This window comes from Streptomyces sp. NPDC033216 (assembly GCF_055577115.1).
Genome location: NZ_JBVIQK010000002.1, coordinates 377,885 through 401,840, shown reverse-complemented (window position 1 = coordinate 401,840; position 23,956 = coordinate 377,885). Strand labels below are relative to the sequence as shown.

General features: G+C 72.3%; 20 protein-coding genes. 5 read left to right on the top strand and 15 right to left on the bottom strand.

Annotated features, from left to right (window positions below; genetic code table 11):
• Nucleotides 1-21: 21 nt before the first annotated feature.
• Nucleotides 22-1,275, bottom strand: coding sequence for a glycoside hydrolase family 18 protein (locus tag ACZ5Y0_RS05275; protein WP_469127260.1), 1,254 nt, complete (start codon nt 1,273-1,275; stop codon nt 22-24).
• A gap of 89 nt (nt 1,276-1,364) precedes the next feature.
• Here ACZ5Y0_RS05275 and ACZ5Y0_RS05270 point away from each other — a divergent pair, with 89 nt between their 5' ends.
• Entirely contained in the window at nt 1,365-3,176 is a 1,812-nt protein-coding gene (locus ACZ5Y0_RS05270; RefSeq protein WP_469127259.1) for a hypothetical protein, read from the top strand.
• A gap of 87 nt (nt 3,177-3,263) precedes the next feature.
• Here the strand turns inward: ACZ5Y0_RS05270 and ACZ5Y0_RS05265 are convergent, their stop codons facing one another.
• The 11 genes from ACZ5Y0_RS05265 to ychF all read right to left on the bottom strand — a co-directional run bounded on the left by ACZ5Y0_RS05265 (nt 3,264) and on the right by ychF (nt 18,305).
• On the bottom strand, nt 3,264-5,906 hold the full coding sequence (locus tag ACZ5Y0_RS05265; RefSeq protein WP_469127258.1) for a SpoIIE family protein phosphatase: 2,643 nt from the start codon (nt 5,904-5,906) through the stop codon (nt 3,264-3,266).
• Nucleotides 5,907-6,210: 304 nt separating this feature from the next.
• Complete coding sequence (locus tag ACZ5Y0_RS05260) at nt 6,211-6,618, bottom strand: ATP-binding protein (RefSeq protein WP_469127257.1); 408 nt, start codon at nt 6,616-6,618, stop codon at nt 6,211-6,213.
• Between the two features lie 214 nt (nt 6,619-6,832).
• Complete coding sequence (locus ACZ5Y0_RS05255; RefSeq protein WP_469127256.1) at nt 6,833-7,273, bottom strand: (deoxy)nucleoside triphosphate pyrophosphohydrolase; 441 nt, start codon at nt 7,271-7,273, stop codon at nt 6,833-6,835.
• Between the two features lie 54 nt (nt 7,274-7,327).
• Nucleotides 7,328-7,495, bottom strand: coding sequence for an SPOR domain-containing protein (locus tag ACZ5Y0_RS05250; RefSeq protein ID WP_356566127.1), 168 nt, complete (start codon nt 7,493-7,495; stop codon nt 7,328-7,330).
• 583 nt (nt 7,496-8,078) lie between these two features.
• Nucleotides 8,079-8,831, bottom strand: coding sequence for a GntR family transcriptional regulator (locus ACZ5Y0_RS05245; protein WP_469127255.1), 753 nt, complete (start codon nt 8,829-8,831; stop codon nt 8,079-8,081).
• Nucleotides 8,832-8,978: 147 nt separating this feature from the next.
• Nucleotides 8,979-10,202: a DUF4190 domain-containing protein gene (locus ACZ5Y0_RS05240; RefSeq protein WP_469127254.1), complete on the bottom strand. Its 1,224-nt coding sequence runs from the start codon at nt 10,200-10,202 to the stop codon at nt 8,979-8,981.
• A gap of 468 nt (nt 10,203-10,670) precedes the next feature.
• A complete protein-coding gene (locus tag ACZ5Y0_RS05235) occupies nt 10,671-11,069 on the bottom strand; it encodes an Imm7 family immunity protein (RefSeq protein WP_469127253.1) in 399 nt (132 codons plus the stop codon).
• Between the two features lie 4 nt (nt 11,070-11,073).
• The gene (locus ACZ5Y0_RS05230; protein WP_469127252.1) at nt 11,074-15,759 is read right to left on the bottom strand and encodes a putative T7SS-secreted protein; all 4,686 of its coding nucleotides are present in this window, start codon (nt 15,757-15,759) and stop codon (nt 11,074-11,076) included.
• A 3-nt stretch (nt 15,760-15,762) separates the two neighbouring features.
• Nucleotides 15,763-16,419 carry a hypothetical protein gene (locus ACZ5Y0_RS05225; RefSeq protein ID WP_469127512.1) on the bottom strand — a complete coding sequence of 219 codons (657 nt, stop codon included), beginning with the start codon at nt 16,417-16,419 and terminating at the stop codon, nt 15,763-15,765.
• Entirely contained in the window at nt 16,416-16,889 is a 474-nt protein-coding gene (locus tag ACZ5Y0_RS05220) for a hypothetical protein (RefSeq protein ID WP_469127251.1), read from the bottom strand. Before ACZ5Y0_RS05220 ends, ACZ5Y0_RS05225 begins: the two co-directional genes overlap by 4 nt.
• Nucleotides 16,890-17,216: 327 nt before the next feature.
• Nucleotides 17,217-18,305 carry a redox-regulated ATPase YchF gene (gene ychF / locus ACZ5Y0_RS05215; protein WP_469127250.1) on the bottom strand — a complete coding sequence of 363 codons (1,089 nt, stop codon included), beginning with the start codon at nt 18,303-18,305 and terminating at the stop codon, nt 17,217-17,219.
• A 421-nt stretch (nt 18,306-18,726) separates the two neighbouring features.
• On the opposite strand from ychF, the gene ACZ5Y0_RS05210 reads away from it, so the two are divergent.
• A complete protein-coding gene (locus ACZ5Y0_RS05210; protein ID WP_469127249.1) occupies nt 18,727-19,116 on the top strand; it encodes a DUF6542 domain-containing protein in 390 nt (129 codons plus the stop codon).
• A gap of 30 nt (nt 19,117-19,146) precedes the next feature.
• On the opposite strand, the gene ppgK is transcribed toward ACZ5Y0_RS05210, so the two are convergent.
• Nucleotides 19,147-19,896, bottom strand: a complete 750-nt coding sequence (ppgK, locus tag ACZ5Y0_RS05205) for a polyphosphate--glucose phosphotransferase (RefSeq protein ID WP_469127248.1) — start codon at nt 19,894-19,896, stop codon at nt 19,147-19,149.
• Nucleotides 19,897-19,925: 29 nt separating this feature from the next.
• Nucleotides 19,926-20,951, bottom strand: coding sequence for a 4-hydroxy-3-methylbut-2-enyl diphosphate reductase (locus ACZ5Y0_RS05200; protein WP_469127247.1), 1,026 nt, complete (start codon nt 20,949-20,951; stop codon nt 19,926-19,928).
• A gap of 102 nt (nt 20,952-21,053) precedes the next feature.
• Between ACZ5Y0_RS05200 and xseA the strand changes: the two genes are divergently transcribed.
• The 3 genes from xseA to ACZ5Y0_RS05185 all read left to right on the top strand — a co-directional run bounded on the left by xseA (nt 21,054) and on the right by ACZ5Y0_RS05185 (nt 23,237).
• Nucleotides 21,054-22,277: an exodeoxyribonuclease VII large subunit gene (xseA, locus tag ACZ5Y0_RS05195; RefSeq protein ID WP_469127246.1), complete on the top strand. Its 1,224-nt coding sequence runs from the start codon at nt 21,054-21,056 to the stop codon at nt 22,275-22,277.
• The gene (locus ACZ5Y0_RS05190) at nt 22,274-22,492 is read left to right on the top strand and encodes an exodeoxyribonuclease VII small subunit (RefSeq protein ID WP_469127245.1); all 219 of its coding nucleotides are present in this window, start codon (nt 22,274-22,276) and stop codon (nt 22,490-22,492) included. Before xseA ends, ACZ5Y0_RS05190 begins: the two co-directional genes overlap by 4 nt.
• 154 nt (nt 22,493-22,646) lie before the next feature.
• Nucleotides 22,647-23,237 carry a malonic semialdehyde reductase gene (locus tag ACZ5Y0_RS05185; RefSeq protein WP_469127244.1) on the top strand — a complete coding sequence of 197 codons (591 nt, stop codon included), beginning with the start codon at nt 22,647-22,649 and terminating at the stop codon, nt 23,235-23,237.
• A 108-nt stretch (nt 23,238-23,345) separates the two neighbouring features.
• On the opposite strand, the gene ACZ5Y0_RS05180 is transcribed toward ACZ5Y0_RS05185, so the two are convergent.
• Nucleotides 23,346-23,873 (bottom strand): DUF4245 domain-containing protein, encoded by a 528-nt coding sequence (locus tag ACZ5Y0_RS05180; protein WP_469127243.1) that lies wholly within the window; start codon nt 23,871-23,873, stop codon nt 23,346-23,348.
• Between the last annotated feature and the right edge of the window lie 83 nt (nt 23,874-23,956).

Sequence of the window (23,956 nt, the reverse complement as noted above, 5' to 3'; positions counted from 1 at the left end):
GACGGCCCGGCGGCTCGGATCTCAGCGCACCCAGCCCTCGCGGTACGCCGTCCAGTCCGACTCCTTCGCCGCGAAGTCCACGTACAGCGCGACACCGAAGTTCGCGCGGCCGGCGTCCGTGCGGGACAGGCCCAGGCGGACGCCCCGGACTCCGGCGGGGACGGTCTCGGCGTGATTCCAGTGGCCGAAACGGTTCTCGTGGTAGAAGGGCAGGCCCATCAGCAGGTCGGTGGTGGGCGGGGTGACCTCCAGGGCGAGGGAGGTCTGCTGGGCGACATAGCCGCCGTAGGTGCTCTGCGACGGCTGGATCGTGTCGTACGACATGACGGCGATCTGGTCGACGCGGTGGGCCACCTCGCCGAAGAACTTCTGCGACCACCACTTCGGGTGTCCGGTGGTCGTACCCCAGAAGGAGTGGAAGCCGGGCAGCGGGTCGATCTGGTGGGCGGCGACGGACAGGGGTGCGTCCCGGGCGGCCGTGACCCGGTGCAGGGCGTCGAGGAGGGCGAGGTAGTTCCGGTCGCCGGAGTGCAGGGGCTCCAGGTCGAAGTGGACGCCGTCGAAGCCGGTGGCGAGGATCTCGCGCGTGGACCGTACGACCGCCGCACGCGTCTGCGCGCGCTCCAGCCGCATGCCGTGGGGGCTCTCGCTGGCGAGCACGTCACCGAGCCAGGCCTGGACCCGGATCTGCGGCATCTCCCGGTGGACGGCGGCGATGAGCCAACGCGCCCTGGGGTAGGACGACCCGGGCAGTGTGCCGTCGTGCTCCAAAGGCCCGGAGTGGACGTAGAGGTCGCGGATGCCGGTGTCCTTCAGGCGGTCGGCCAGGGCGGTGACGTCGGCGTCCTTCTTGCGGCCGTCCACCCAGGCGTGACCGAGCCAGACGGCGTCCTTGCCGCGGGTGTACGTGCCGTCGGCCGGGTCGCCCATGTAGTTGACGCGCAGGGCGGTGAGCGCGACGAGGAGCGGGAGCACGAGGAGGAGAGGAACGGCCAGGGCGATCCGGGTCCGCCGGCGGACGCGCCGACGGCGCCGGAGAACCACCACTCCCTCATCGTCCTCCGCGGCCGGCGCGTCGACGGCCGCCTCCGCGTCGACGGTCGTCGCGCCCCTGGCGGTCGTCGCGTCCGCCTCGGGCGTCGGGTCCCTGTCGGGCGTCGTATCCGCATCGGTGGTCGTCGCGTCCGCGTCGGTGGTCGTCGCGTCCGCGTCGGTGGTCGTCGCGTCCGCATCGGGCGTCGCCTCCGCGTCCGTACCGGTGGAGTGGTCCGTCATGGTTCCCCCTCTGTGTCGCCCGCCCCACGCGCCCCGACTCGGGTGCATCCCGGTCGCGTGGCCGCAGAGGCGGCCATACGCTCCCGAGTGTGACGTCGTCCAAGCTCCGAGGCCGGTCGTGGCGGACCGGGTCGCACGGCTTCGTGCGGGTGGTGCACGCCGTGCTGGGCGGAGCGACGGGGTTCGTGTGGCTGGTGTTGCCGGGAATGACGACGCGGACCGACGCTCCGGTTGCGGTCACCCGTCCCGCCGCCTCCGCCCCGGTGGCCGCACCCGCGGAGGACGGGGCGTCGACCGCCGACCTGGTCCTGCCGCTGGCCGTGGTCGGCGCGGCCGGGGCCCTCGCGGGCTACGGCTGGGTTCGCCGCGTCCGTCGCGCCCGCACCCGGACGACACCGGGCGGGCGCACCACCGCTCCCCCGCCGCACCCGGAGACCGGCGTGCCCGAGGAGCGGGCCCGCGCGGCCCTCGTCGCGGCCGACGACCGTGTACGGGCGGCCCGTGACGAACTCGGCTTCGCGCGCGCGTCGTCCGGGGCGGAGGCGGTGGCGCCGTTCGCCGGTGCGCTGCACGAGGCCGAGAGGGAACTGGCGGCCGCGTTCCGGATGCGGCAGCGCTACGACGACGGCGTACCGCGGGACCCCGCCGCCCGGCGGCAGGCGCTGGCCGGAATCGTCGGGCGGTGCGCGGAGGCGGTACGGCGGCTGGACGCGGCGGCGGACGGGTTCCGGCGACTGCGGGGGCTGGAGCAGGGGCTGGGTGAGGCGCTGGGGGTCGCGGAGACGCGGTTCCGGGAACTGGCCGGGCGGACGGCCGCGGCGGAGGCGGTCCTGATCCGGCTGCGGGCGGGGTACGCGGCCTCGGCGAGCGCCTCCGTCGTCGGGTACGTCGAACAGGCCAAGGACCGCCTGGTGTTCGCCACCGTCCGGCTCAACCAGGCACACCAGGCCGACGACGCGGGCCGGCCCGAGGAAGCGGTCCGGCACCTGCGCACCGCCGAAGGCGCCGTCGCCCAGGCCGCCGTCTTCGTCGAGGCCGTGGAGCGGAGGGCCGCCGAGCTGCGCGAGGCCGCCGAGCTGCTCCCGGCCGCGCTGGCCGAGGCGGAGGCGGAACTGGCCGCGCCGCGGGACGCCGCCGACACCGGCGGCGAGACCCTCGCCAACCTGCTGCACGCCGACTCGGTCCTGTCCTCCGTTCGCCAGGAACTGTCCTCGGGCCGTCCGCACGACCCCATCGGCATGCTCCGCCGCGTCGTGAACGCGATCTCGCGGGCGCCGGGCCGGACGGGCCCGCACACGCCGGCCCCTGCGGCCTCGGACCGGACCGGCGGGTCCTTGAGCTTGGCGCCGACCCCGGAGCAGGCCGGGAGGCGCGCAGCCGCGCCCGCGGCCCCGGAACCGCCCGACCCGCCCCCGGACCCCCGACCGGCCCCGGAACAACCCGGCGTACCCCCGGACCCCCGACCGGCCCCGGAACAACCCGGCGTACCCCCGGACCTCCCGCCGACCCCGGAACGGAACGACGTGCTGCCGGCCGCCGCACGGCTCACCGCTCGCAGTGCCACCGCCGCGGCGGCCGACTTCGTCGCGACGCACCGGGGGGCGGTCGGCGCCGACCCGCGCACCCGGCTCGCGGAGGCCCGTCGTCTCCTGGCCACCGGCGACGGTCCTGGGGCCGACGCCCTGGCCATGGAGGCTCACGCCCTGGCCGAACAGGACGTGCGGGTGCGGGGGAACCCGTACACCGCGACGCCGCCCGCCCCCGACGCGTCCGGCCCGCCACCCACGGCCGGCACGGCCGGTGCCGTCCTGGGCGGCATCCTTCCCGCCGACGACCCGGAGGACGCCGACCCGGCAGGCTTCACGGGCGGACCGGACCCACTCCAGCAGCCACCCGCGTAGGCGGGTCCGTCGGGACGTCCCGGCGAGGATGACACCGGCGGCCTGCCGGGCCTCGCGGGCGAGCGACCGCCAGGCGGGGGCAGCGGCTCAGAACAGGCTCAGCAGCGCCTCCGCCGGGTCCGCGAGGCTCGTCCCGCCGTCGGGAAGGGGGAGTTCGAACCAGACCGTCTTGCCACGGGGGGTGCGGCGGGAGCCCCAGGCGGCGGAGAGCAGGCCGACGAGCTGGAGGCCCCGGCCGCCCTCGTCGGTGTCGCGGGCGCGGCGGCGGCGCGGCTGGACGAGGCCGGCGTCCCACACCTCGCAGACCAGCGTGCGGTCGAGCAGCAGCCGTAGTCTGATCTCGCCCTCGCCGTAGCGGAGCGCGTTCGTGACGAGTTCGCTGACGAGGAGTTCCGTGGTGTCGACGAGCGGTTCCATGTCCCAGCTGAGCAGTTGGCCGCGGGCGTACTCGCGGGCCCGGCCCACGCTGCGCGGCTCGCGCGGCAGTGTCCAGTCGCCGACGGAACCGGCGGGCAGGCCCTGGACGCGGGCCATCAGCAGCGCGATGTCGTCCTCACCGTGATGGGTGTCGAGGGTGTTGAGGACGTGGTCGCAGACGTCCTCCAGGGGGCTCGCGGGGTCCGTCAGGGCCCCCACGAAGGCCTGGAGACCCTCGTCGAGGGGATGGTCGCGTGATTCGACGAGTCCATCCGTGTAGAGCGCGAGCAGCGCGCCCTCGGGGAGTTCGACCTCGACCTCCTCGAAGGGTTCCCCGCCGACGCCGAGCGGCATGCCGGGCGGCACGTCGAGCATCAGCGCGGGCTCGCCGGGTTCGACCAGCACGGGCGGCAGATGGCCCGCGTTGGCGAAGGTGCACCTGCGGGTCACCGAGTCGTACACCGCGTACACACAGGTCGCGAGGTAGACCTCGGACAGATCGGCCTCGCGGGGCCGGCGGGCGGCCCGGGTGGCCTGCTGGACGCCGCCGGGGGTGCCGAGGCCGCGCGCGATCTCGTCCAGGGCGGAGAGGACCTCGGCCGGTTCGAGGTCGAGGAGGGCGAGGGTCCGTACGGCGGTACGGAGTTCACCCATCGCGACCGCCGCCCGCAGCCCGCGCCCCATCACGTCGCCGACCACCAACGCCGTGCGGTGACCGGGCAGTTCGATCACGTCGAACCAGTCGCCGCCGACCTCGCTGGGGCGGCCCGAGGCGACGCTGCCGGGCAGATAGCGGCAGGCGATGTCCAGGCCGGAGGCGACCGGGTCGCCCGGCGGCAGCAGCGACCGCTGGAGCATCAACGCCCGTTCGTGTTCACGCCGGTACAGCCGCGCGTTGTCGATACAGACCGCCGCCCGCGCCGCCAGCTCCACCGCGAGATCCCGGTCCCGGTCCCCGAACGGCTCGCTGCCCTTCGTCCGCGAGAACTGCGCGAGGCCCACGACCGTGTCGTGCGCGACCATCGGAACGGCGAGGGTGGACTGCACGAGGCCGCCCTCCTCGCCGGGGACGGTTGCCGGGCGGGCCGTGCGCAGGGCGTCGGCGCAGGGCGAGTTGAAGGGGAAGTGGTGGACCGCGCCGACCGCGACGGCCGCCCCGCCACCGGGGAAGGGCGCGTCGGACACGGCGGACGAGAAGGCCACGCGGCGCAGTTCGGCGCTTCCGTCGGTGAGGCCGGTGGGGGTCTCGTCGCCGGCCAGGAGCCCCTGGTAGAGGTCGACGGTGGCCAGGTCGCAGAACCCGGGCACGACGACGTCGAGGAGTTCGCGCGCGGTCGTCTCCAGGTCGAGGGAGTTCCCTATGCGGGCGCCCGCCTCGTTCAGCAGGGCGAGGTTGCGCCGCGCGGCGGCGGCCTCGCGGGCGGCGGCGCGGCGGGCGGTGATGTCGGTGCCGAGCCAGGCGATGCCGATCGGCCGACCGGAACCACTGTGCACGCGGTAGAGGTTGATGGACCAGTGCCGGCGTTCCTCGGAGCCCGGCACGAAGCCCGTGACGTGCATGTCCGTGATGGAGTCGCCGGTCTCCAGCACCCGGCGCAGCACCGCGCTGACCCGCTCGGCCTCCGACCTCGGCAGATAGTCCTGGACTCCCTTGCCGCGGTGGTCGTCGGGCGTGCCGCCGAAGATGGACGCGAACCTCTCGTTGGCGCGGCGGACCCGCAGTTCGGGGTCGATCAGCAGGAAGCCGAACGGGGATTGACCGAATATCGCCTGCGAGGCGGCCAGGTCGGTCTCGATGCTGCGCAGGGTCCGGACGTCGACGACGATGCAGACGGCGGCCTTCTCGCCCTCCTGGGTACGCGTCGGCATGACGTACACCTCGGCCAGGCCCTGCTCGCCGCGCGTCCCGTCCTCGGGTTCGGGCATCCGGAAGGGAACGACGCCGGTCCACTCGCGGCCGTCGAGGATCTCGGACATCTTGCGCTGACCGCGCTCGCGCCGGTCGGAGTCGACGAACGCCTCGATGGGGTCCATGCCGACGGCCCGGTCGGCGGGGATGCCGAAGATCTGCTCGGCGCGCACGCTCCACTGGTCGACGAGTCCGTCGGGGCCGATCGAGAAGGAGGCGACCTTGATGTAGTCGTAGATGGAGCCGGGCGGACTGCTCTGCCACAGCGCGTCGCCGGCCGGCACCACACCCTCGCAGTCGGCACGGGTGTGTCCGGCGTCGCCCGCGCACGTATCCGCGGTCTCCGCCCTCGCGCCGTCCGACGGGTCCTCGGACTCCGTGGCCTTCGCTGGTATCTCGCTCACGCGAACCGTCCCCTCCAGCTCACCGCGCCCGGCACCGGTCACCGGTTGCGGCTGCCCGCAGTATCCAGCACTACGGCGCCGCACGACACGGTGTTCACGATCACAGCACGGTCAGGCTTTTTTCGGACCGTCCCGTGACAACACTTCCAGTCTTCTAACCAGCGGACACGTCATCGAACCCCACCTGACGGCCCGGTTCGCCGGACTCGTGTCCCGACGGCCGCCGGGCGGGCCGGGGAAGTCCGGATTCCCGGCCTCGGGCCCGGCCTCCTCCCGCCTTCGGACCCGGTGCGCGAGCGCGCTCTCAGCCGGGGACCGCCAGTTCGAACCACACCGTCTTGCCCGTGCCGCCGGGTCTGCTCCCCCAGCGGCGCGAGGAGGAGGCCACCAATTGCAGTCCTCGGCCGCTCTCGTCCTCGGGCCGGGCGGCGCGCTCGCGGGGCGGCTCCGGCACCGGGTCGGAGACCTCCACGAGCAGCACCTCGGGCAGACCGGCGGGCCGGACCAGGCGGACCCCGATGGGACCGGTGGCGTGCCGCAGGGCGTTCGTCACGAGTTCGCTGACCAGCAGGGCGGCGATGTCGCCGAGGCTGTCGAGGCCCCATCGGCGCAACTGCCCCCGTACTGCGGCGCGGGCGGTGCGCACGGCGCCGGCCTCCGCGGGGAACGTCCACTCGGCGCAGTCGCCTCCGGTGTCGATCACGCCGATCACTTCCCAGGCCAGCGAAGCCCCCCCATGCCCTGTTTCGTGGGGTTAATGGGGACATACCCCATATTCGGATGCAGTACCGCGCCACAGGGCGCGCGGTGGCACCGAGGGCACGCGGGAACGCCGGGGGCCGGGATACGGAGAGCGCTGGGGAGTGCGGGGTAACGCCGGGGCCGAGGTGCGGAAAGCGTTGGGGGCCGGGAATGCGGCGGTGGGGTCAGCTTCCGTCGGCCGCCGCCCGCGGCGGCTCTCCCGCCCCGGTCCCCAGCCGCGCCGCCACCTCCCGTACGGCCGGGACGTCCTGGTCGAGCCAGTCGACGTCCCAGATCTCCTCGGGTGTGAGCCAGCGCAGGCCGTCGTGGTCCTGGAGAGGGGCGGGGGCGGCGGAGGCGGGCGCCAGCCGGGCGGTCCACACACGCAGGGCGTACGGCGGCCTCAGCGGCCACTCCCCCGGGACGCGCTCCATGACCCGCGCGTCCACGCCGAGTTCCTCGCGCAGTTCGCGGACCAGGGCCTCCTCGGGCCGCTCGCCCGGTTCGACCTTGCCGCCGGGCAGTTCCCAGCGTCCGGCGAGTTCGGGGGGTGCGCTGCGGCGTGCGGCGAGCAGGCGGTCGCCGTCGAGAAGGGCGGCTCCGACCACCACGATCCGTTCCGTCATGCGCGGGAGCCTACGGGAGCGGTCGGGGCGTCGGTTCCGTACGTCGTCGCCGTGTCATCCGATGTGCTCGACCCAGTAGAGCTGTTTGTGGCCGCGGCTGTCGAGACTGTCCGCGATCTTCTGGGCCTCGGCGCGGGTCGCGTACCGGCCGACGCGGTAGCGATTGCCGTTGTCGTCCTGGCGTATGACGAGCCAGGGCAGCGAGACGGTGCTGTCGTTCATCACATCCCACGCCCCCTTCTCGCCCCGGCCCGGCCGGGTCCCGTCCGCGGCGCGATCCGCGCCCCGCCCTGTGAGGAAACCGCAGTCCGCATATGCCCGAGCGTACGCCTAACCTTTACGGAGCGAATACGGATTTTCACAAACAGGTACGCAACCAGCCAGGGCGCCCAGGGGCGCGCGGGGCCGAACGCGCCGCCCGCGCACTACGACCTCTCCGGTCGGCGCGCTGCCGGGCGCCCAGCGGGCGACCTGCGGGAACGCGCGAGAACGACCGGATTCCGACGGCCTGTGGAAGGCCCCTGGGCAGGCCGTTTCCGGCGGCAACCGCCACCGGGGTGTGCGCCGCTGCCGCCGGGGTGCGCGCCGCCTCGCTCGCACAGCCGCGCCGCCCACACCGCACGGCACCGCACCGCACCGGGGACGGGTCCCGTCACGACATCGGGGACATGGTCGGGCCACACAGTGGGGACGGGTCGCCGGTCCCCTCACCGGCGAGTGACGCCGGCTGTCCTGCCGGCGGGCCGGGTGGCCGGCTGTCCCACCGGCCGGGTGGTCGGCTGTCCCACCGGCGGGCGGTGGGCGCCTATCTCACCGGCAGGTGGTAGGCGACCCGGTAACGGTCGGCGGGAATGATGACGTCGGCCGTCTCGACCGGGCGGCCCGACGCGTAGTAGGTGCGCTGGACGACCAGGACGACATGCCCCGGTACGCCGCCGAGGGCGTGGAGTTCCTCCGCGAGGCCGGGGCGGGCGCCGACCTCCTCGGTGACGTTGTCCACGATGACGTCGATGGCGCGCATGCGCTCGACCACGCCCATGCCGCCGAGCGGTCCCTCCTCGGGCAGCATCACGGGTGTACGGCCGGTGAGGGCGAGGGGCTCCCAGGAGGTGGAGAGCATCATCGCCTCACCGGCCTCCCGGAAGACGTACTTGGTGCACATCACGCGGTCGCCGGGCTTGATGGCCAGCCGCTCGGCGACGCCCGGACCGGCCTCGACCTGCTCGCTGCCGGACTCCCAGGTGCCGCGCGCCCGGGCGTCGGCCTGCTCCTGCCGGAAGGGGGTCGCGCCGCTCTCCGGGCGGTACCCCGAGCGGGCGATCCGGCGGGGCACGGGCCGCTCGCGCACATACGTCCCCGAACCGGAGCGCCCCTCGACCAGGCCCTCGGCCATCAGCACCTTGCGCGCCTCCAGTGCGACGGTGTCGGAGACGCCGTACTCCTCGCGGATGCGGGCCTGGGAGGGGAGGCGGGTGTGCGGTGGCAGGGAGCCGTCGACGATCTGCTTGCGGAGATCGCCCGCGACGCGCAGGTACGCAGGCTGCTCACCGAATGTCACTGGCCGCTCCCATCAGGTTGTACGGACAGCGACAGCGTCGCAACCATGAGTTGTCCTGTGCAAGCAAAGGCCAGGGAATCACTCGATGTGATGACTTATCTCGCGGAGGGGCTTTACGCAGGCGGTTTCTCCCCGCTATGGACGCGATCACACGTCCAGACCGTCATCACTTCCCCCGGTGCTGCCACCGGTGCTCCCGTCCCCGCCGTCGTCCTCGTACGTGGGCGCCGTGGTGGCCAACCCCAGAGCCTTGCGGGCGGTCACGGTCGCGGTGCCGTCGACGTACGAGTAGGCGGTGTCGTAGTGCTCGTAGAAGGTGTCCACGTCGGCCGCGGTCGACGCCGCCGTCCACGCCTTGCCCGCCTTGCCCATGTCCTTCACGAGGGCGGCGACGGGCTGGCGGGCACCGGCCTGCCAGGCGTGCCCCTTCAGCACCCCGGCCTGCTCTGCGGTCGCGTCCGCGACGTCGCCGGCCCAGGCCTGGTTGGCGCTCAGGTCCTCCTCGGCGTACTCCTCGGGCTCCTCGTAGAGCGCGTCGTCGAGGGCGTTCACGGCTTTGAGGAAGGCCAGTTGGTCGACGGTCAGCGTCGTGGCGTCGGAGCGCAGCGAGCCGGTCAGCGTGGACCGCTCGTCGGTGTGGGTGAAGACGCAGACGATCTGGCGGTCGCCCCACTCCCAGCTCTCACGGGTGGGCGTGAGGTGGTAGACGTCGATCTCGTCGGTCAGCGTCCAGGTGTCCATCGTGTACTGCGCCTCGAGCGGGTAGCACTTGTCCTCGGCCTCGTCCGCCACGGACTCGTCGCCCGGGTAACTCCCGCCCAACAGCCGGACGGTGCCGAACACCTCGCCCTCGTGCTCACCGGCGCAGTCGACCGTGTCGACGTCGTAGAGGTCCTCGTCGAGAGAGCCGCCCGGCACGTCGAAGCAGTCGCCCTTGACCAGGGAGAGGCTCGAGTTGCTTCGCACGCCCTCCTGGAAGCCCTCCCAGAACGAGGACGCGCCTCCCGTGGCCAGCGCCAGCACCCACAGCGCGAGCCCGAGCGAGGACAGCACGGCCCCGCCGATGGCCATGCCGGCGCCGCGCTCCCCTCGCTTCCTGATCTGCACCAGCGCGATGATCCCGAGCACCAGACCGACGGCCGGCAGGAAACACAGCACGCCGAGGACGAGGGCGGCGATCGCGATCCCGTTGACCGGCGCGGGCCGGTTGAGGGGCATGTACCCCTGCCCCCAGACCGCGTACGGCGGCCCCGCGTAGGGCCCGTGGGGCGCCTGCGGGCCGTACGGCTGCCGCGGGTACGGGCCCTGCGGCTGGGGAGGCCCGTACGGGTCCGGAGGCTGCTGGGGCCCGGGGGGCGGGGGTATGGACACGAGTACCGTGCTCCTGGATCAGACGGGGCGGGCGGCGCGGGCCGCGAGGCTGCACACTGCGACGCGGAACTGACGTACGACTGGGCGCATGGTAAGCGCGGTACGAGCGGGGGCGGTACGGGGGGCACGAATACCACGATCCGGGCGGTGAACGGGCTTACCGCGTCGCACGGACTGTTCGGGCTCACGATCGCCGCCCCTGTGCGCCGACGGCGGCCACTTCCCCGGGATCGGCGCCCGGCCCCTGACGCTCGAGTCCGCCCGGCCCGTGGCACGGTCCGGCGCGCTCGAAGGGCTGCGCGTCCTCTCCTCCTGGGCCGCCGACCAGGCCCTGTCGGCCTCCTCCTCCCGCGGCCCGACCGGCATGGGAGCGGCCGGCGGATCGTGCCTGGGTCCGGCCGGGGAGGAGGCGGGCCCGAGCGCCGGGCCGTCCCGCGCGGCGGAAGCCTCCCGGCGAGCGTCTTGGGCTCAGTCCTCGATCACCGGATTGCACGGCGACAGGAACGGGTCCAGGCGCTCCTCGACGGCCCCCCTGCGCACGACGCGCACCCGGAACGCGTTGTCGGCGTTCGGGATGTCGCCTTCGTCGGAGCGGTCGTGGAGCAGCCCCCACGAGCCGGGGAAGCGGCGCGCGATGTACGCCACCAGTTCGTCCAGCTGTCCGGCCTCGGGGCCGATGTGGTTCGTCTGGCCGGTGGCCGTGACGACGGGCAGTCCGTTGAGGACGTCGAGCACGACCTTGCAGCTGGAGCCCCACTGGACCCCCTCGATCCGCGCACGCAGCTCCTCGACACCCGCCCTCAGGGCCTGCGGGTCGTCCTCGTAGGGGTCCTCCGAGATACCGAACCAGCCATGGAACTCGTACATGCCCTCACTCCAGCGGATTCGTGTCGATCACCGGCTCGACGCCGTACCGGCGTCCGTACTCCTGGAGCTTATCGATCACCCCTGGTCCGGGCGGTCCGTCGAACTGGAAGTACGGCGTGCGGCCACTTTGGATCGCCGCCTCGAACGTGGCTTGCGCCTGCTTGCGGAACTTCTTGTTCAGGGTGAAGTCCGCGGGCTTCGCCTGGGCCACGTACTCGTCGCTGATCGCGTCGAACTCGCGTCCGTCCGGGTCGTTCGCGAACCTTCTGCGGGGGTCTCCGCCGAGCTTCTCGGCCAGTTTGTCCGCGTCGGCGTCGGGCTTGTTGACCTCGATGAGATCGCCGAGCCCTCCGTTGTCCTCGTACGGCGCGAGGCCCAGCGGATCGCTGAACCGGTGCGGGTTGTGCACGTAAGCCGTCGGGTTGGGCGCGGGCGCGAGGCCCAGCGGGTCAGGCGTGGTGTACCGGGCGGTCTGCGGGTCGTAGTAGCGGTGGTGGTTGTAGTGGAGGCCGGTCTCCGGGTCGAAGTACTGGCCGGGGAACCGCAGCGGTGTGTACGCGGACGCGTTGGCGTTCCACGTCGTGACGCCCCACAGCGTGGTGCGGCTCTGCCAGGCGATGCGCCCGTCCTCGTCGATGAGTTCGGTCGGGGTGCCGATGAGGTCGGTGGCGATCGCGAAGAACCGCGCGTCGATCTCCCGTTGGGTGGCCGCGTCGGTGAGGCGTTCGGTCTGGGCGACGGGGGTGAGGCCCTCGTGGTCCCAGCTCAGCGTGGTGTGGTGGGGAAGCTCGCCGGGGACCTCCGTGGTCTGCTCGGCGAGCACCGGACCGTCCCAGACGAAGTGCGTACGCTCCGCCACCGCCCGGCCGTCGGCCGCCATGCGCTCCTTGGCGATGCGCCGCCCGAGCGGGTCGTACCGGTAGCGCCACACCGTGCCGTCCGGGGTCGTGACCTCGGTGAGCCGGTCCTCGGCGTCGTACGCGTACGTCCACACGTCACGCTTCTTCGACAGCCGGGCCTTCGAGCGGCGGATCAGCCGGCCGGCGTCGTCGTACACGTAGCGGTTGGCCCCGGCCTCCGTGATCCGGGTGCCGGTGTAGGAGCGCCTGCCGCGCGCGTCGCCGCCGGCGTGGCGGTCCGGCCAGGCGGCGGAGATGTTGTTGCCGCCGCCGTCGTACGCGTAGGACTCGCTCCACTGGTGGGCCGTGACGGAGGTGACCCGGCCCGTCGTGTCCAGGCCGAAGCGGCGCGGGCCGCGCAGGGCGTCGTCGACCGCGACGAGATGGCCGTCCTCGCGGTACTGGTACGTCCGCAGGTTCAGCCGGTGGCCGCCGCGCGCGATCTCCTGGGCGGTGAGCCGTCCCGCGGCGTCCCAGTCCGATGTCAGCGTGAGCGTCTCCCCGACGCTGCGGGTCAGCTCGCGCCCCGCGGCATCACGCGTGAACACGATGTCGTGGCCCGCGACGGTCAGCGCGGCGGCACGGCCCGCGCCGTCGTGCGTGTACGACGTGACGTGGCCGGCCGGGGTGACGCGCCGGGTGCGGCGCCCTGCCGCGTCGTACGAGAACGACAGGGCACGCCCGTCGACCAGCTCGGTCTTGACGTGGCCCCGGCGGTCGTACGCGTACGTCAGCTCCGCGTCGGGCCCGACGGCCCGCAGCAGCCGGCCCGCGGGGTCGTACTCGTACGTCGTCTCGGCGCCGCCGGCGTCCTTGCGGACGACCTGTCCGAGCACGTCCCGCTCGTAGCGGACGGCCGCGCCGAGCGGGGTGGTACGGGTGAGCACCCGGCCCAGCGGATCGACGTCGTAGGCGACGGTGCGGTCGTCGAAGTCGGTCTCGGCGACGAGGTTGCCGGCCGAGTCGTAGGTGTAGCTCCACCGCAGGCCGAGGGGGTTCCTCACCTCGGTGAGGCGCAGCTCGGTGTCGTGCGTGAACTCGTGGCGGGTGCCGTCGGGGTCGGTGCGGGCCGTGAGCAGGTCGAAGTGGGTGTACTCGAAGGTCGTGGTGCGGCCCTCGGGGTCGGTGTGGCTGAGGCAGTTGCCCTCGCCGTCGTACGTCCACGACTCCACGGCACCGTCCGGACCCGTGAACCGCGCGAGCCGGCCCTCAGGGGTCCACTCGAAGCGGGCGGCGCCGCCGTTCGGTCCGGTGCGCTCGGTGATCCGGCCGAAGGCGTCCCGCACGTACGTCGTCGTACCGCCGTCGGGGGCCGTCTGGGCCATCAGAAGGCCCGCGGCGTTGTGGCGCAGCAGGGTCGTGGCGCCGAGCGGGTCGGTGACCGAGGTGACGTGGCCGAGCGCGTCGTGGGTGTAGCGGGTGGTACCCCCGGCGGGGTGGGTGACCGCGACCCGGTTGCCGCCTTCGTCGAACTCCTGCTTCCAGCGCAGCCCGCCCGGCTGGACCAGCTCGACCGGGCGGCCGTCGCTGTCGTAGGCCGCCGTCTGCACGCTGCCGTCGGGACGGGTCGTCGAGACGAGCCGACCGTCGTCGTCCCAGCGGAACTCGGTGCGCGCGCCCGGGAGTCCCCCCGCTCGCGGGGGAGGATCGGTACGGGACAGCAGCCGGTCGTCGCGGTCGTAGGCGTAGCGGATCGTCGCGCCGGTGGGCCAGGTCTCGGCGACGACCTGGAGGTGGCTGTTGACCGTGTAGCGCCAGGTGTGGCCGAGGGAGTCGGTGACCGTGGTGGTGGTCAGGCCGGTGTCGGGGCTCGGGTCGCTGTAGTGGAACTCCGAGCCCAGATGCCCCTCGGCGCCGGTCTGGGACACGCACCGGTCCCTGTCGTCGTACACGAAGCTGTAGCTGGAGCCGTTCGTGTCGGTCCAGGCGACGATGCGGCCTTCGGTGTCGTAGTCGAACCGGGTCGGGATGCCGGAGGATTTGGTGACCTCGGTGAGATGGCCTTCCTCGCTGTATCCGTATCCGGCGATCTCGGTGCCGCCGAGGCTCAGCGAGGTGATCCGGCGGTTCTCCGTGGTGAACGTGAGGCGGTAGCCCCCCGAGTGGGTGAGGGCGAGCGGGGCCCCCTCCTCGTCGTACTCGGCGATGATGCTGCGCCCGTGGCGGTCGGCGATCTCGGCGAGCGGCGCGGAGCCGTTGTCCCCCGGCTCGGCGCCGGGCGGGGCGAGGAAGTGACGGACGAGACCGGTGTCCGGGTCGGTGAGCGTGTAACTGCCGTCGGTGTGCCGCTCCAGCGGCCAGCGCGGCCCCGCCTCGGGGAGCACCGGCGCGCCGGGGGCGGGGTGCGGGTACGGGACGAGCAGGTTGTCCTCACCGTGGAAGACGACACCGATCGGGTCGACGGTCAGACGCTGGTCGATCGTCGACGACCAGCTCTCGCCGAACCAGCGGCCCGCCCGGTACGAGGACTCGAAGTCCCTGCGGAACAGCAACGGCAGGCTGCCCGGCAGCAGCACGTCCTCCTGCGGCAGGAACATGCGGCCGGTGGCGAAGTCGACGGGCTCACGGCCGCACCGCTTGCCGTCGAGCCTGCGGACGGTCTCCCTGAGGTCGCGGGCACGGCGCGCCTTCGCGGCGTCCGCCAGCTCGTCCGTGAGCCTCACGCCCTTCACGGCGGCTCCGGCACCGCCCGTCGCGGCGGTGAGGATGGCGTCCGGCACCAACGTGCCGAGCCCTTCCGCCGGGTCCTTCATAAAGGTGTCCAGCATCTGCTTGCCGGTGCCCCAGGGGTCGTTGGCGACCTGGACGAGTCCGGCGACGGTGCTGTTGAGATTGGTGACGTACTCGGCCGGATGCGTGATGTTGTACGGGTCCAGCGGGTTGAGGCCCCGGACGAAGTTCACGATGCCCGCGGTTCCCTTGACCGCGCCCATGCCGAAGTGGGTCTTCATCAAGTCGAACTCGTCGAGTCCGTCCTTGAGCTGTTCGTCGTAGGAGGGCTTGGGCGGCGCCTCGTCCCGGGCCTTCCGCACGGCCTTGCGCGCGGTCTCGGCGGCGGAGTTCCGCTGCTTGCGCGCCTCGGCGAGGATGTCCTGCGCCTCCTGCATCTTCGCCTTGCCGGGGTCGGAGAACCCGCCCGGCTTCGCCGGCAGTGCGGCGGGGTCACGCTTGTCGGCGGGCGTCGCGTTGTACTTGTCGACGGCGCTGTTGTAGTCGTCGACCTTCTTGTTGTGCGCGTCCAGGGCGTCCGCCGAGGCCTTCGTGCCTTCCTTCCACTTGTCGATCGCGAGCTGCGCCTGGCCCTGTGCCCAGGTCACCGTGTCCGCGAACGACTCCAGCGCCTTCGCCGCTCCCTCGAACGCGTCCGCGCCCTTGTACCACTTGGGCGGCTCCAGTTTCACCGTCCTGCGGAACGCGTCCGCCGCCTGACCCTGCAAGGAGTCCGAGTCGAGCCCTTCGAGACCGAGCCCGACGTCGTTGAACGCGTTCGTGAAGTCACGCAGGTGGGACGCGGTGGAGCGCAGCTTGCCGGGCGAGCCGTAGACGAGCTTGGTCTTGTCCTCGGTCTGCCCGAGGTCCATCTCGTCGACCTCGGCGCCCATCCGGTTCGCCACGGAACGCGACTGCTCGCGCACCCAGTCCGCGCCGGACTCCCACCCGACGTCCTCGAGCCGGTCCGCCGTCCAGTTGCCGGCGTCCTCGATCCGGTTGCCGGCCCACTCGACGCCGTCCTCGACCGCGTCCTCGACGACATCCGGTGTGATGTCACTGACGAAGTCCCCGATGCCCATACGTCAGTTCCCCCCGCCGTCGTTCTGCTGCCCTTGCTGGGCCCGCTCCTCGGGCGACGGCCCGAAGGTGTCGTCGACGGCCTTGTCGAACTGTTCCTGGTCGATGCCGAAGACGTCGTTGAGCATCCGCGCCCGCTCGCCGCCCTGCCCCTCGGTGAGCACCGCGCGCCCGGTGTCCTTCCAGGTCTGGCCCATCTCGTCACCGGCGCGGTCCCACGACTCGGCGCTCCAGTCCGGGTTCAGCGCGTCCGGTGTGAACACGTCGCCCCAGTCCTGCTTCGCGATGTCCTCCTCGGAGGCGTACGGGCTGCCGCCGGCGAGCGCGTTGACGCCGAACTTCAGTGAACCCTGGACGTACTGGTCCTCCTCCCACAGCACCCCGGCGGCCAGGCCGAGCTTCGCCGCGACGCCGTTGGCGTCCTGGATCAGCGCCCGCACGCCCCACTCCCAGCGCTCGCAGAAGTCCTCGAAGTCCACGGACAGGCCGTGGTGCCCGGCTTCCATGCCGGTCATCGCCAGTTCGGAGAAGCCCTTGCCGAGCACCGCTCCGGTGCTCGTGCCGATCTCCTTCAGCTCACCGACCGCGTTGCGTATGCCCTGGGTCAGCCGCTGAACGGTGTAGGCGTCGACACCGAGATCCTTCGCCCCGTCACCCATCAGGCGGCACCCCCTGCGGCCCTGCCGGTCCCGTGGGTCGCGCCGGTCCCGCCGACGGGCTCCTCAGGCGTATCGACGGCGGCTGCGTCCGGAACGATGCCCATGGCGGGCGGGAAGAGCATGGAACCGTCGAGGTCCGCGACGTCGACGGCGATGCCCGCGGGCTCGCCCATCGCCGGGATGATCTCGTCGAGCAGCCGGGCGCCGAGCAGTTCGGCGAACTCCCAGTGCCGCGCGCTGTCCTCGGCGCTCCCGGACTCCCGCGCCCGCGATCGCGCGAAGCGGGCGAGGGCCTCCTCGCCCGTGAACGCGAACACCCAGCGCACACCGCCGAAATGCCCCGTCCACAGCCCACCCCGGTCCAGCGGTACGAGCATCCGCGCTCGCCTCAGTTCCCCGAGCAGCACCCGCGGATCGCCGGTCCCGGCCCGTCGCTCGGCGATCTGCTCGGCGAGCGCAACCCCGTCACGCACTGCATTGCCTCCCCCGGCATCGACAACAACGCGCCTCCCAATAAACCACGTCCCCTCCGTACCCGACGGTTCCCGGGCGCTGCCCCGTACCGCTCGCCGTTCCCGGGCCCAGCGCCTGTGGCAGGCACTCGACCCGGTCCCGCCTGCCGAGGTGGTCGCCCCTCGCGGGAAGGCGGCCCGCGATCCGGCACGGGGGCCTCGCCGGCGTCCCGGCACCGTCGGCACCGTCCCGGCACGGGAAAAAGGCCAGGGGTCCGACCCCGGGCAGTCGAACTCCTTTTCGACCGGCGCGCTCACCGGAACGGCAGCGTGGTGGCCACCAACCCGCTACACGTTGAAGCGGAACTCCACCACGTCCCCGTCCTGCATCACGTAGTCCTTGCCCTCCATGCGCGCCTTGCCCTTGGCTCGGGCCTCGGCCACCGAGCCGGTCTCCACCAGGTCGGCGAAGGAGATGACCTCCGCCTTGATGAAGCCCTTCTGGAAGTCGGTGTGGATGACGCCGGCGGCCTCTGGGGCGGTGGCACCCTTCTTGATCGTCCAGGCGCGGGATTCCTTGGGGCCTGCCGTGAGGTAGGTCTGGAGGCCGAGGGTGTCGAAGCCGACGCGGGCGAGGGTGGCCAGACCGGGCTCCTCGGCGCCGACCGACTCCAGCAGCTCCATGGCGTCCGCCTCGTCCAGCTCGGCGAGGTCGGCCTCCAGCTTGGCGTTGAGGAAGATCGCCTCGGCGGGGGCGACCAGGGCGCGCTGCTCGTCCTTGAAGTCCTCGTCGACCAGCTCGTCCTCGTCGACGTTGAAGACGTACAGGAAGGGCTTGGTGGTGAGCAGGTGCAGGTCGTGCAGCAGTTCGTTGCGCTCGGTGCCCTGGACGATGCCGTGTGAGAAGAGGGTGTCGCCCTTCTCCAGGATCTCCTTCGCCTCCTCGACGGCCTTCACCTTCGGGCCGATGTCCTTCTTGATGCGCGACTCCTTCTGGAGCCGGGGAAGGACCTTCTCGACGGTCTGGAGGTCGGCGAGGATCAGCTCGGTGTTGATCGTCTCGATGTCGTCCTTCGGGGAGACCTTGCCGTCGACGTGTACGACGTTCTCGTCCTTGAAGGCGCGGATGACCTGGCAGATCGCGTCGGACTCGCGGATGTTCGCCAGGAACTTGTTGCCCAGACCCTCACCCTCGGACGCACCGCGCACGATGCCCGCGATGTCGACGAAGTCGACGGTCGCCGGGAGGATCCGCTGCGAGGCGAAGATCTCCGCGAGCTTGGTGAGCCGGGCGTCGGGAACGCCGACGACACCCACGTTCGGCTCGATCGTGGCGAACGGGTAGTTGGCCGCCAGCACGTCGTTCTTGGTCAGGGCGTTGAACAGGGTCGACTTGCCGACATTCGGCAGACCGACGATTCCGATCGTGAGCGACACGTTGCGACTTCCCGTAGTGAGAGGGCCAGGGGGCCAGAGGGCTGGCCGATCCACCAGTTTACGGCGTGCCCACGCCCGTCCCGGCGGCCCTGTCGAACGCATCGCCAAGGTCGCCCCTCCGGCGTGTCCCGGGCCCGATTCGGCACATAAAACGACCTAAGTTGGACCGGTGGAGCAACACAGGACCCGCCCACCGCGGAACGGAACGCGACGCGGCACCCCGCCCCTGCCGCCGCAGACCGGTCGCGGCGGGGCCGGCGACGCCCGCCGCGGGAACCGTCCGGGGGTGCGCGCCGGGCGGGCGGACGCGCCGCGCGGCTCCGGTGCCGGCTTCGGTGCGCCGCCGAGGGCCGGCGATGGGCCGCGGCTTCCGAAGCCGGCCCGCGCCGCCGCTCCCCTCCCGACCCGGGCGGGCCGACGCATGCCGAATCCCCGGCTCACCGGCCTCGGCGCCGGCCTGTTCGGCGCACTGCTGATGCTGACGCTCGGCTGGCTCGACCAGCTGCTGCTGGGCGCCTCGCAGGCGGCGTACGGCGTGCTGTTCCTGCCGGTGTGCGTGTTGTGCGGACTGTGGGTGCGCCGGGCCGACCTGTTCGCCGCACCCGTCGTGGTGCCCATCGCCTTCGCCGTGGGCATCCTGCCGTTGGCGAAGGACGGTGACGGGCTCGGAGCCCGGCTGATGGCCCTGGCCACCGCCCTGTCCACCCAGGTGGGCTGGCTGTACGGCGGGACGCTCCTGGCCGCCCTGACCGTGCTGGTGCGCCGGCTGGTCCTGGCGGCCCGGCGACGGGCCACCAGGACCAGCCGATAACCTCCGGCCCCTGCTCGCGGGGCCGGACCGCTAACGGCTCTCGTTCGCCGCCCGCATCGCCGCGCCCACGATCCCCGCGTTGTTCTGGAGCTGCGCCGGGACGATCTCGGCCTTGATGCCGTCGATGAAGTGCAGGAACTTCTCGGACTTGCGGCTGACGCCGCCGCCGATGATGAACAGCTCCGGCGAGAAGAGCATCTCGACGTGCGCGAGGTACTTCTGGACCCGGCGCGCCCAGTGTTCCCAGGTCAGCTCGCCGTCCTCCTTGGCCTTGCTGGAGGCCCGCTTCTCCGCGTCGTGCCCGTGCAGCTCGAGGTGGCCCAGCTCGGTGTTGGGGACGAGGACGCCGTCCACGAAGACGGCGCTGCCGATGCCGGTGCCGAAGGTGAGGAGGATGACGGTGCCGCGGCGGTCGCGGCCGGCGCCGAAGGCGACCTCGGCGACACCCGCGGCGTCGGCGTCGTTGACCACCGTCACCGGCAGTCCGCCCAGCCGCTCGCTGAACAGGGCCCGCGCGTCCGTGTCGATCCAGTCCTTGTCGACGTTGGCCGCCGTGCGGATCGTGGAGCCGCCGGTGACGACGCCGGGGAAGGTCAGGCCCACCGGGCCGGTCCAGCCGAAGTTCTCGACCACCTGCCGCACGCCGTCCGCCACGCCGTCGGGCGTCGCCGGGTGCGGAGTGAGCACCTTGAAGCGCTCCTGGGCCAGATCGCCCCTGTCCAGGTCCACAGGGGCGCCCTTGATCCCGGATCCACCGATGTCCACGCCGAAGATCTGCATGGCTCCACGTTACGACGGCCGACTGACGGTCACTCGACCGAGGTCGCCGCCGGGCCGCTGCCGCCACGCCCGGCCACCAGTGCGGCGGCCTCCTCCCGCAGGTCGCGGCGGAGTTCCTTGGGCAGGGAGAAGGTGATGTGCTCGTCGGCGGCCTTCACCAGCTCCACGTCGTCGTAACCGCGCTCGGTGAGCCAGCCGAGGACCTCCTCGACGAGGACCTCGGGGACGGAGGCACCCGAGGTGACGCCGACCGTCGTCACACCCTCCAGCCACGCCTCGTCGATCTCGCTGGCGAAGTCCACCAGGTACGCCTCGCGGGCACCGGCGAGCTTGGCGACCTCGACGAGCCGCTTGGAGTTGGAGGAGTTGCGCGAGCCGACGACGATCACCAGCTCCGCCTCGGCGCCCATCTGCTTCACCGCGAGCTGACGGTTCTGCGTGGCATAGCAGATGTCGTCGCTGGGCGGGGAGATCAGCTGCGGGAACTTGTTCTTGAGGGCGTCCACGGTCTCCATCGTCTCGTCGACGGAGAGGGTGGTCTGCGACAGCCAGACGACCCTGGACGGGTCGCGGACCTCGACCTTGGCGACGTCCTCGGGCCCGTCGACGAGCTGGATGTGGTCGGGGGCCTCGCCGGAGGTGCCGATGACCTCCTCGTGGCCCTCGTGGCCGATCAGGAGGATGTCGTAGTCGTCCTCGGCGAACCGGACGGCTTCCTTGTGGACCTTCGTGACGAGCGGGCAGGTCGCGTCGATGGTGGCCAGCCTGCCGCGCTCGGCCTCCTGGTGCACCACCGGGGCGACGCCGTGCGCCGAGAACATGACGATGTTGCCCGGCGGCACCTCCTCCGTCCGTTCGACGAAGATCGCGCCCTTCTTCTCCAGGGTCTGCACGACGTACTTGTTGTGGACGATCTCGTGGCGGACGTAGACGGGAGCGCCGTACTGCTCCAGGGCTTTCTCGACGGCGATCACGGCGCGGTCCACGCCCGCGCAGTAGCCCCGGGGGGCGGCGAGCAGGACACGGCGGCCAGACGAAGCGGTCATGCGTCCCATCGTAAGGCCGGGCGCGGCGCCCCAGAGATCACGCGCGCGTTCCCGGGACCGGGGGACCGCCTCCTGCGGGGCGTTGTCAGCGGGGGCCACTACCCTCGCGGCATGGCTGTCAATACGTCCGCTGAGGCTCCGCTGCCCGTCGGTCAGGTCTCACGGCTCATCGGGGGGTGGATCGAGCGGCTCGGCGCGGTGTGGGTCGAGGGGCAGATCACCCAGTTGTCGCGGCGCCCCGGCGCGGGTGTCGTGTTCCTGACGCTGCGCGACCCGTCGCACGACATCTCCGTGGGCGTGACGTGCTTCCGGCAGGTCTTCGACACGGTCGCCGACGTCGTGGGCGAGGGCGCGCGCGTGGTCGTGCACGCCAAGCCGGAGTGGTACGCCCCGCGCGGTCAGCTGTCGTTGCGGGCCGTCGAGATACGGCCGGTGGGCGTCGGGGAGCTGCTGGCCCGTCTGGAGCAGTTGAAGAAGTCCCTCGCCGCCGAGGGGCTGTTCGCCGCCGAGCGGAAGAAGGCGCTGCCCTTCCTGCCGCAGCTCATCGGGCTGGTGTGCGGGCGGGCCTCCGCCGCGGAGCGGGACGTGCTGGAGAACGCCCGGCACCGCTGGCCCGCCGTCCGCTTCGAGGTGCGCAATGTCGCCGTGCAGGGCGTGCACGCCGTCCCCCAGGTCATGCAGGCCGTGAAGGAGCTGGACGTCCAGGAGGACGTGGACGTGATCATCGTCGCGCGCGGGGGCGGCAGCGTGGAGGACCTGTTGCCGTTCTCCGACGAGCAGCTGGTGCGGGCGGTCGCGGCCTGTCGCACGCCGGTGGTGTCGGCGATCGGGCACGAGCCCGATAACCCGCTGCTGGACCACGTGGCCGACCTGCGGGCCTCCACCCCCACCGACGCGGCGAAGAAGGTCGTGCCGGACGTCGGCGAGGAGCTGGAGCGGGTGCGGATGCTGCGCGGCCGGGCCAGGAGGTGTGTGGAGGCGTTCGTGGAGCGCGAGGAGCGCGGGCTGGGCCACGCGCTCGGCCGGCCGGTGATACAGGATCCGCACCGGATGATCGACGAGCGCGCGGACCATGTCTCCTCGCTGGTCGACCGCTCGCGGCGGACGCTCGGGCATCTCCTCGACCGCGCCGACTCGGAGCTGGCGCACACGCACGCGCGGGTGGTCGGCCTCTCCCCCGCGGCGACCCTGAAGCGGGGGTACGCGGTGCTCCAGAAGTCCGACGGCCATGTGGTGCGGGACCCGGCCGAGGTGACGCCGGACGAGGTGCTCCGGGCCCGGGTCGCCGCGGGTCAGTTCGCAGTTCGAGTCGACGAGCAGGGATCGGGTGCATGACGAGCAAGACGGACGAGGCTCTCGGGTACGAGCAGGCGCGCGACGAGCTGATCGAGGTCGTACGCCGCCTGGAGGCGGGGGGTACGACGCTGGAGGAGTCCCTCGCCCTGTGGGAGCGCGGGGAGGAGCTGGCCAAGGTGTGCCGGCGCTGGCTGGAGGGGGCGCGGGCCCGGTTGGACGCGGCCCTCGCCGAGGAGGCGGCGGAGGAGGAGTGAGGGGGCGGGTCCGGGCCGGCGTGTGAGACAGGGGTGTGAGGCGGATCACCGACGACGAGCTTTTTGTTGAAGGTTGAAGTTCTTTCCCGTACTGTCGAGCGGGTCAGCCGGCCCGGCGTCCGGGTTCCGGACGCCCACCCGAGGAAGATCAGCCATGTCTCTCGTTCTTGACCCCGCCGCCCAGGACCTGCTGTTCCGCGAGGCCCACACCGCGAACACCTTCACCGACGAGCCGGTGACCGAGGAGCAGGTCCGGGCGATCTACGACCTGGTCAAGTTCGGCCCCACGGCCTTCAACCAGACCCCGCTGCGGATCACCCTGGTCCGTTCCGCCGAGGCCCGCGAGCGCCTCGTGCAGCACATGGCCGAGGGCAACCAGGCCAAGACGGCCGCCGCCCCGCTCGTCGCGATCCTCTCCGCGGACAACGAGTTCCACGAGGAGCTGCCGACCCTCTTCCCGGCGTTCCCGCAGGCCAAGGACGTCTTCTTCGCCGAGCGCCCGGCCCGTGAGGGTTCCGCCACGCTGAACGCCGCCCTCCAGGCCGCCTACTTCATCGTCGGCATCCGCGCCGCCGGTCTCGCCGCCGGCCCGATGACCGGCTTCGACGCCGAGGGCATCCGCAAGGAGTTCCTGGACGACGATCACACCCCGCTGATCGTCGTCAACATCGGCAAGCCGGGCGAGGGCGCCTCCTACCCGCGCTCCCCGCGCCTGCCGTACGAGCAGGTCGTCACCACCGTCTGAGACACGCACCCGCCGTCCCGGACGCGATGTGCGGGACATGAGGAAGGCACCCGGCGGGATCCGCCGGGTGCCTTCCTCATGCTCGGGGCGCTCAGGGCGCTCAGGGGCTCACGCCAGCTCCAGCGCGCCCGCCATCTTCGCCAGCTGGGCGAAGGGCGCCGTACCGGCGACGACCGTCGTGGCGCCGTCGGCGCCCTCCAGCACCAGGGCGTCGTAGCGGCCGCCGGTGTAGCGGGTCCAGGTGCGGCCGCCGATCTCCTCGGTGACCTTCGTCTCCCGGGCACCCTGGCTCGCCTCGTCGATGAACCGGGCGCGCCTCTGGGTGGACTGCTCCACCGCCACGTACTCCCCCTCGGGAGAGTGGAAGCCGAGGTGCCAGGCGTCGAACTCGGCGCCGTCGAAGCGCACCGAGGTCGCCTTCCAGTCCGAGGACAGACCCTCCGGCGCGGCCACCGGGTACGAGGCCGCGCGGCGCGCCGTGAGCAGCTCCACGCGGTAGTCGACCCGCTTCACGTCGGGAGCGCCGCTGTCGTCGTGCGGGATGAAGAAGTACATCACCAGACCGGCGACCATGATCAGGCCCAGGGAGAGCACCATGTCCCGGACCGTCTGCGTCTTGCCTTTCGAACCTGCCACGCCCCCTATCGTCGCAGGTGCCGGGTGCGCTCATCCGTGGGGTCCCCTGCTCATTCTGTCGAACGGACGATAGAGTCGAGCCG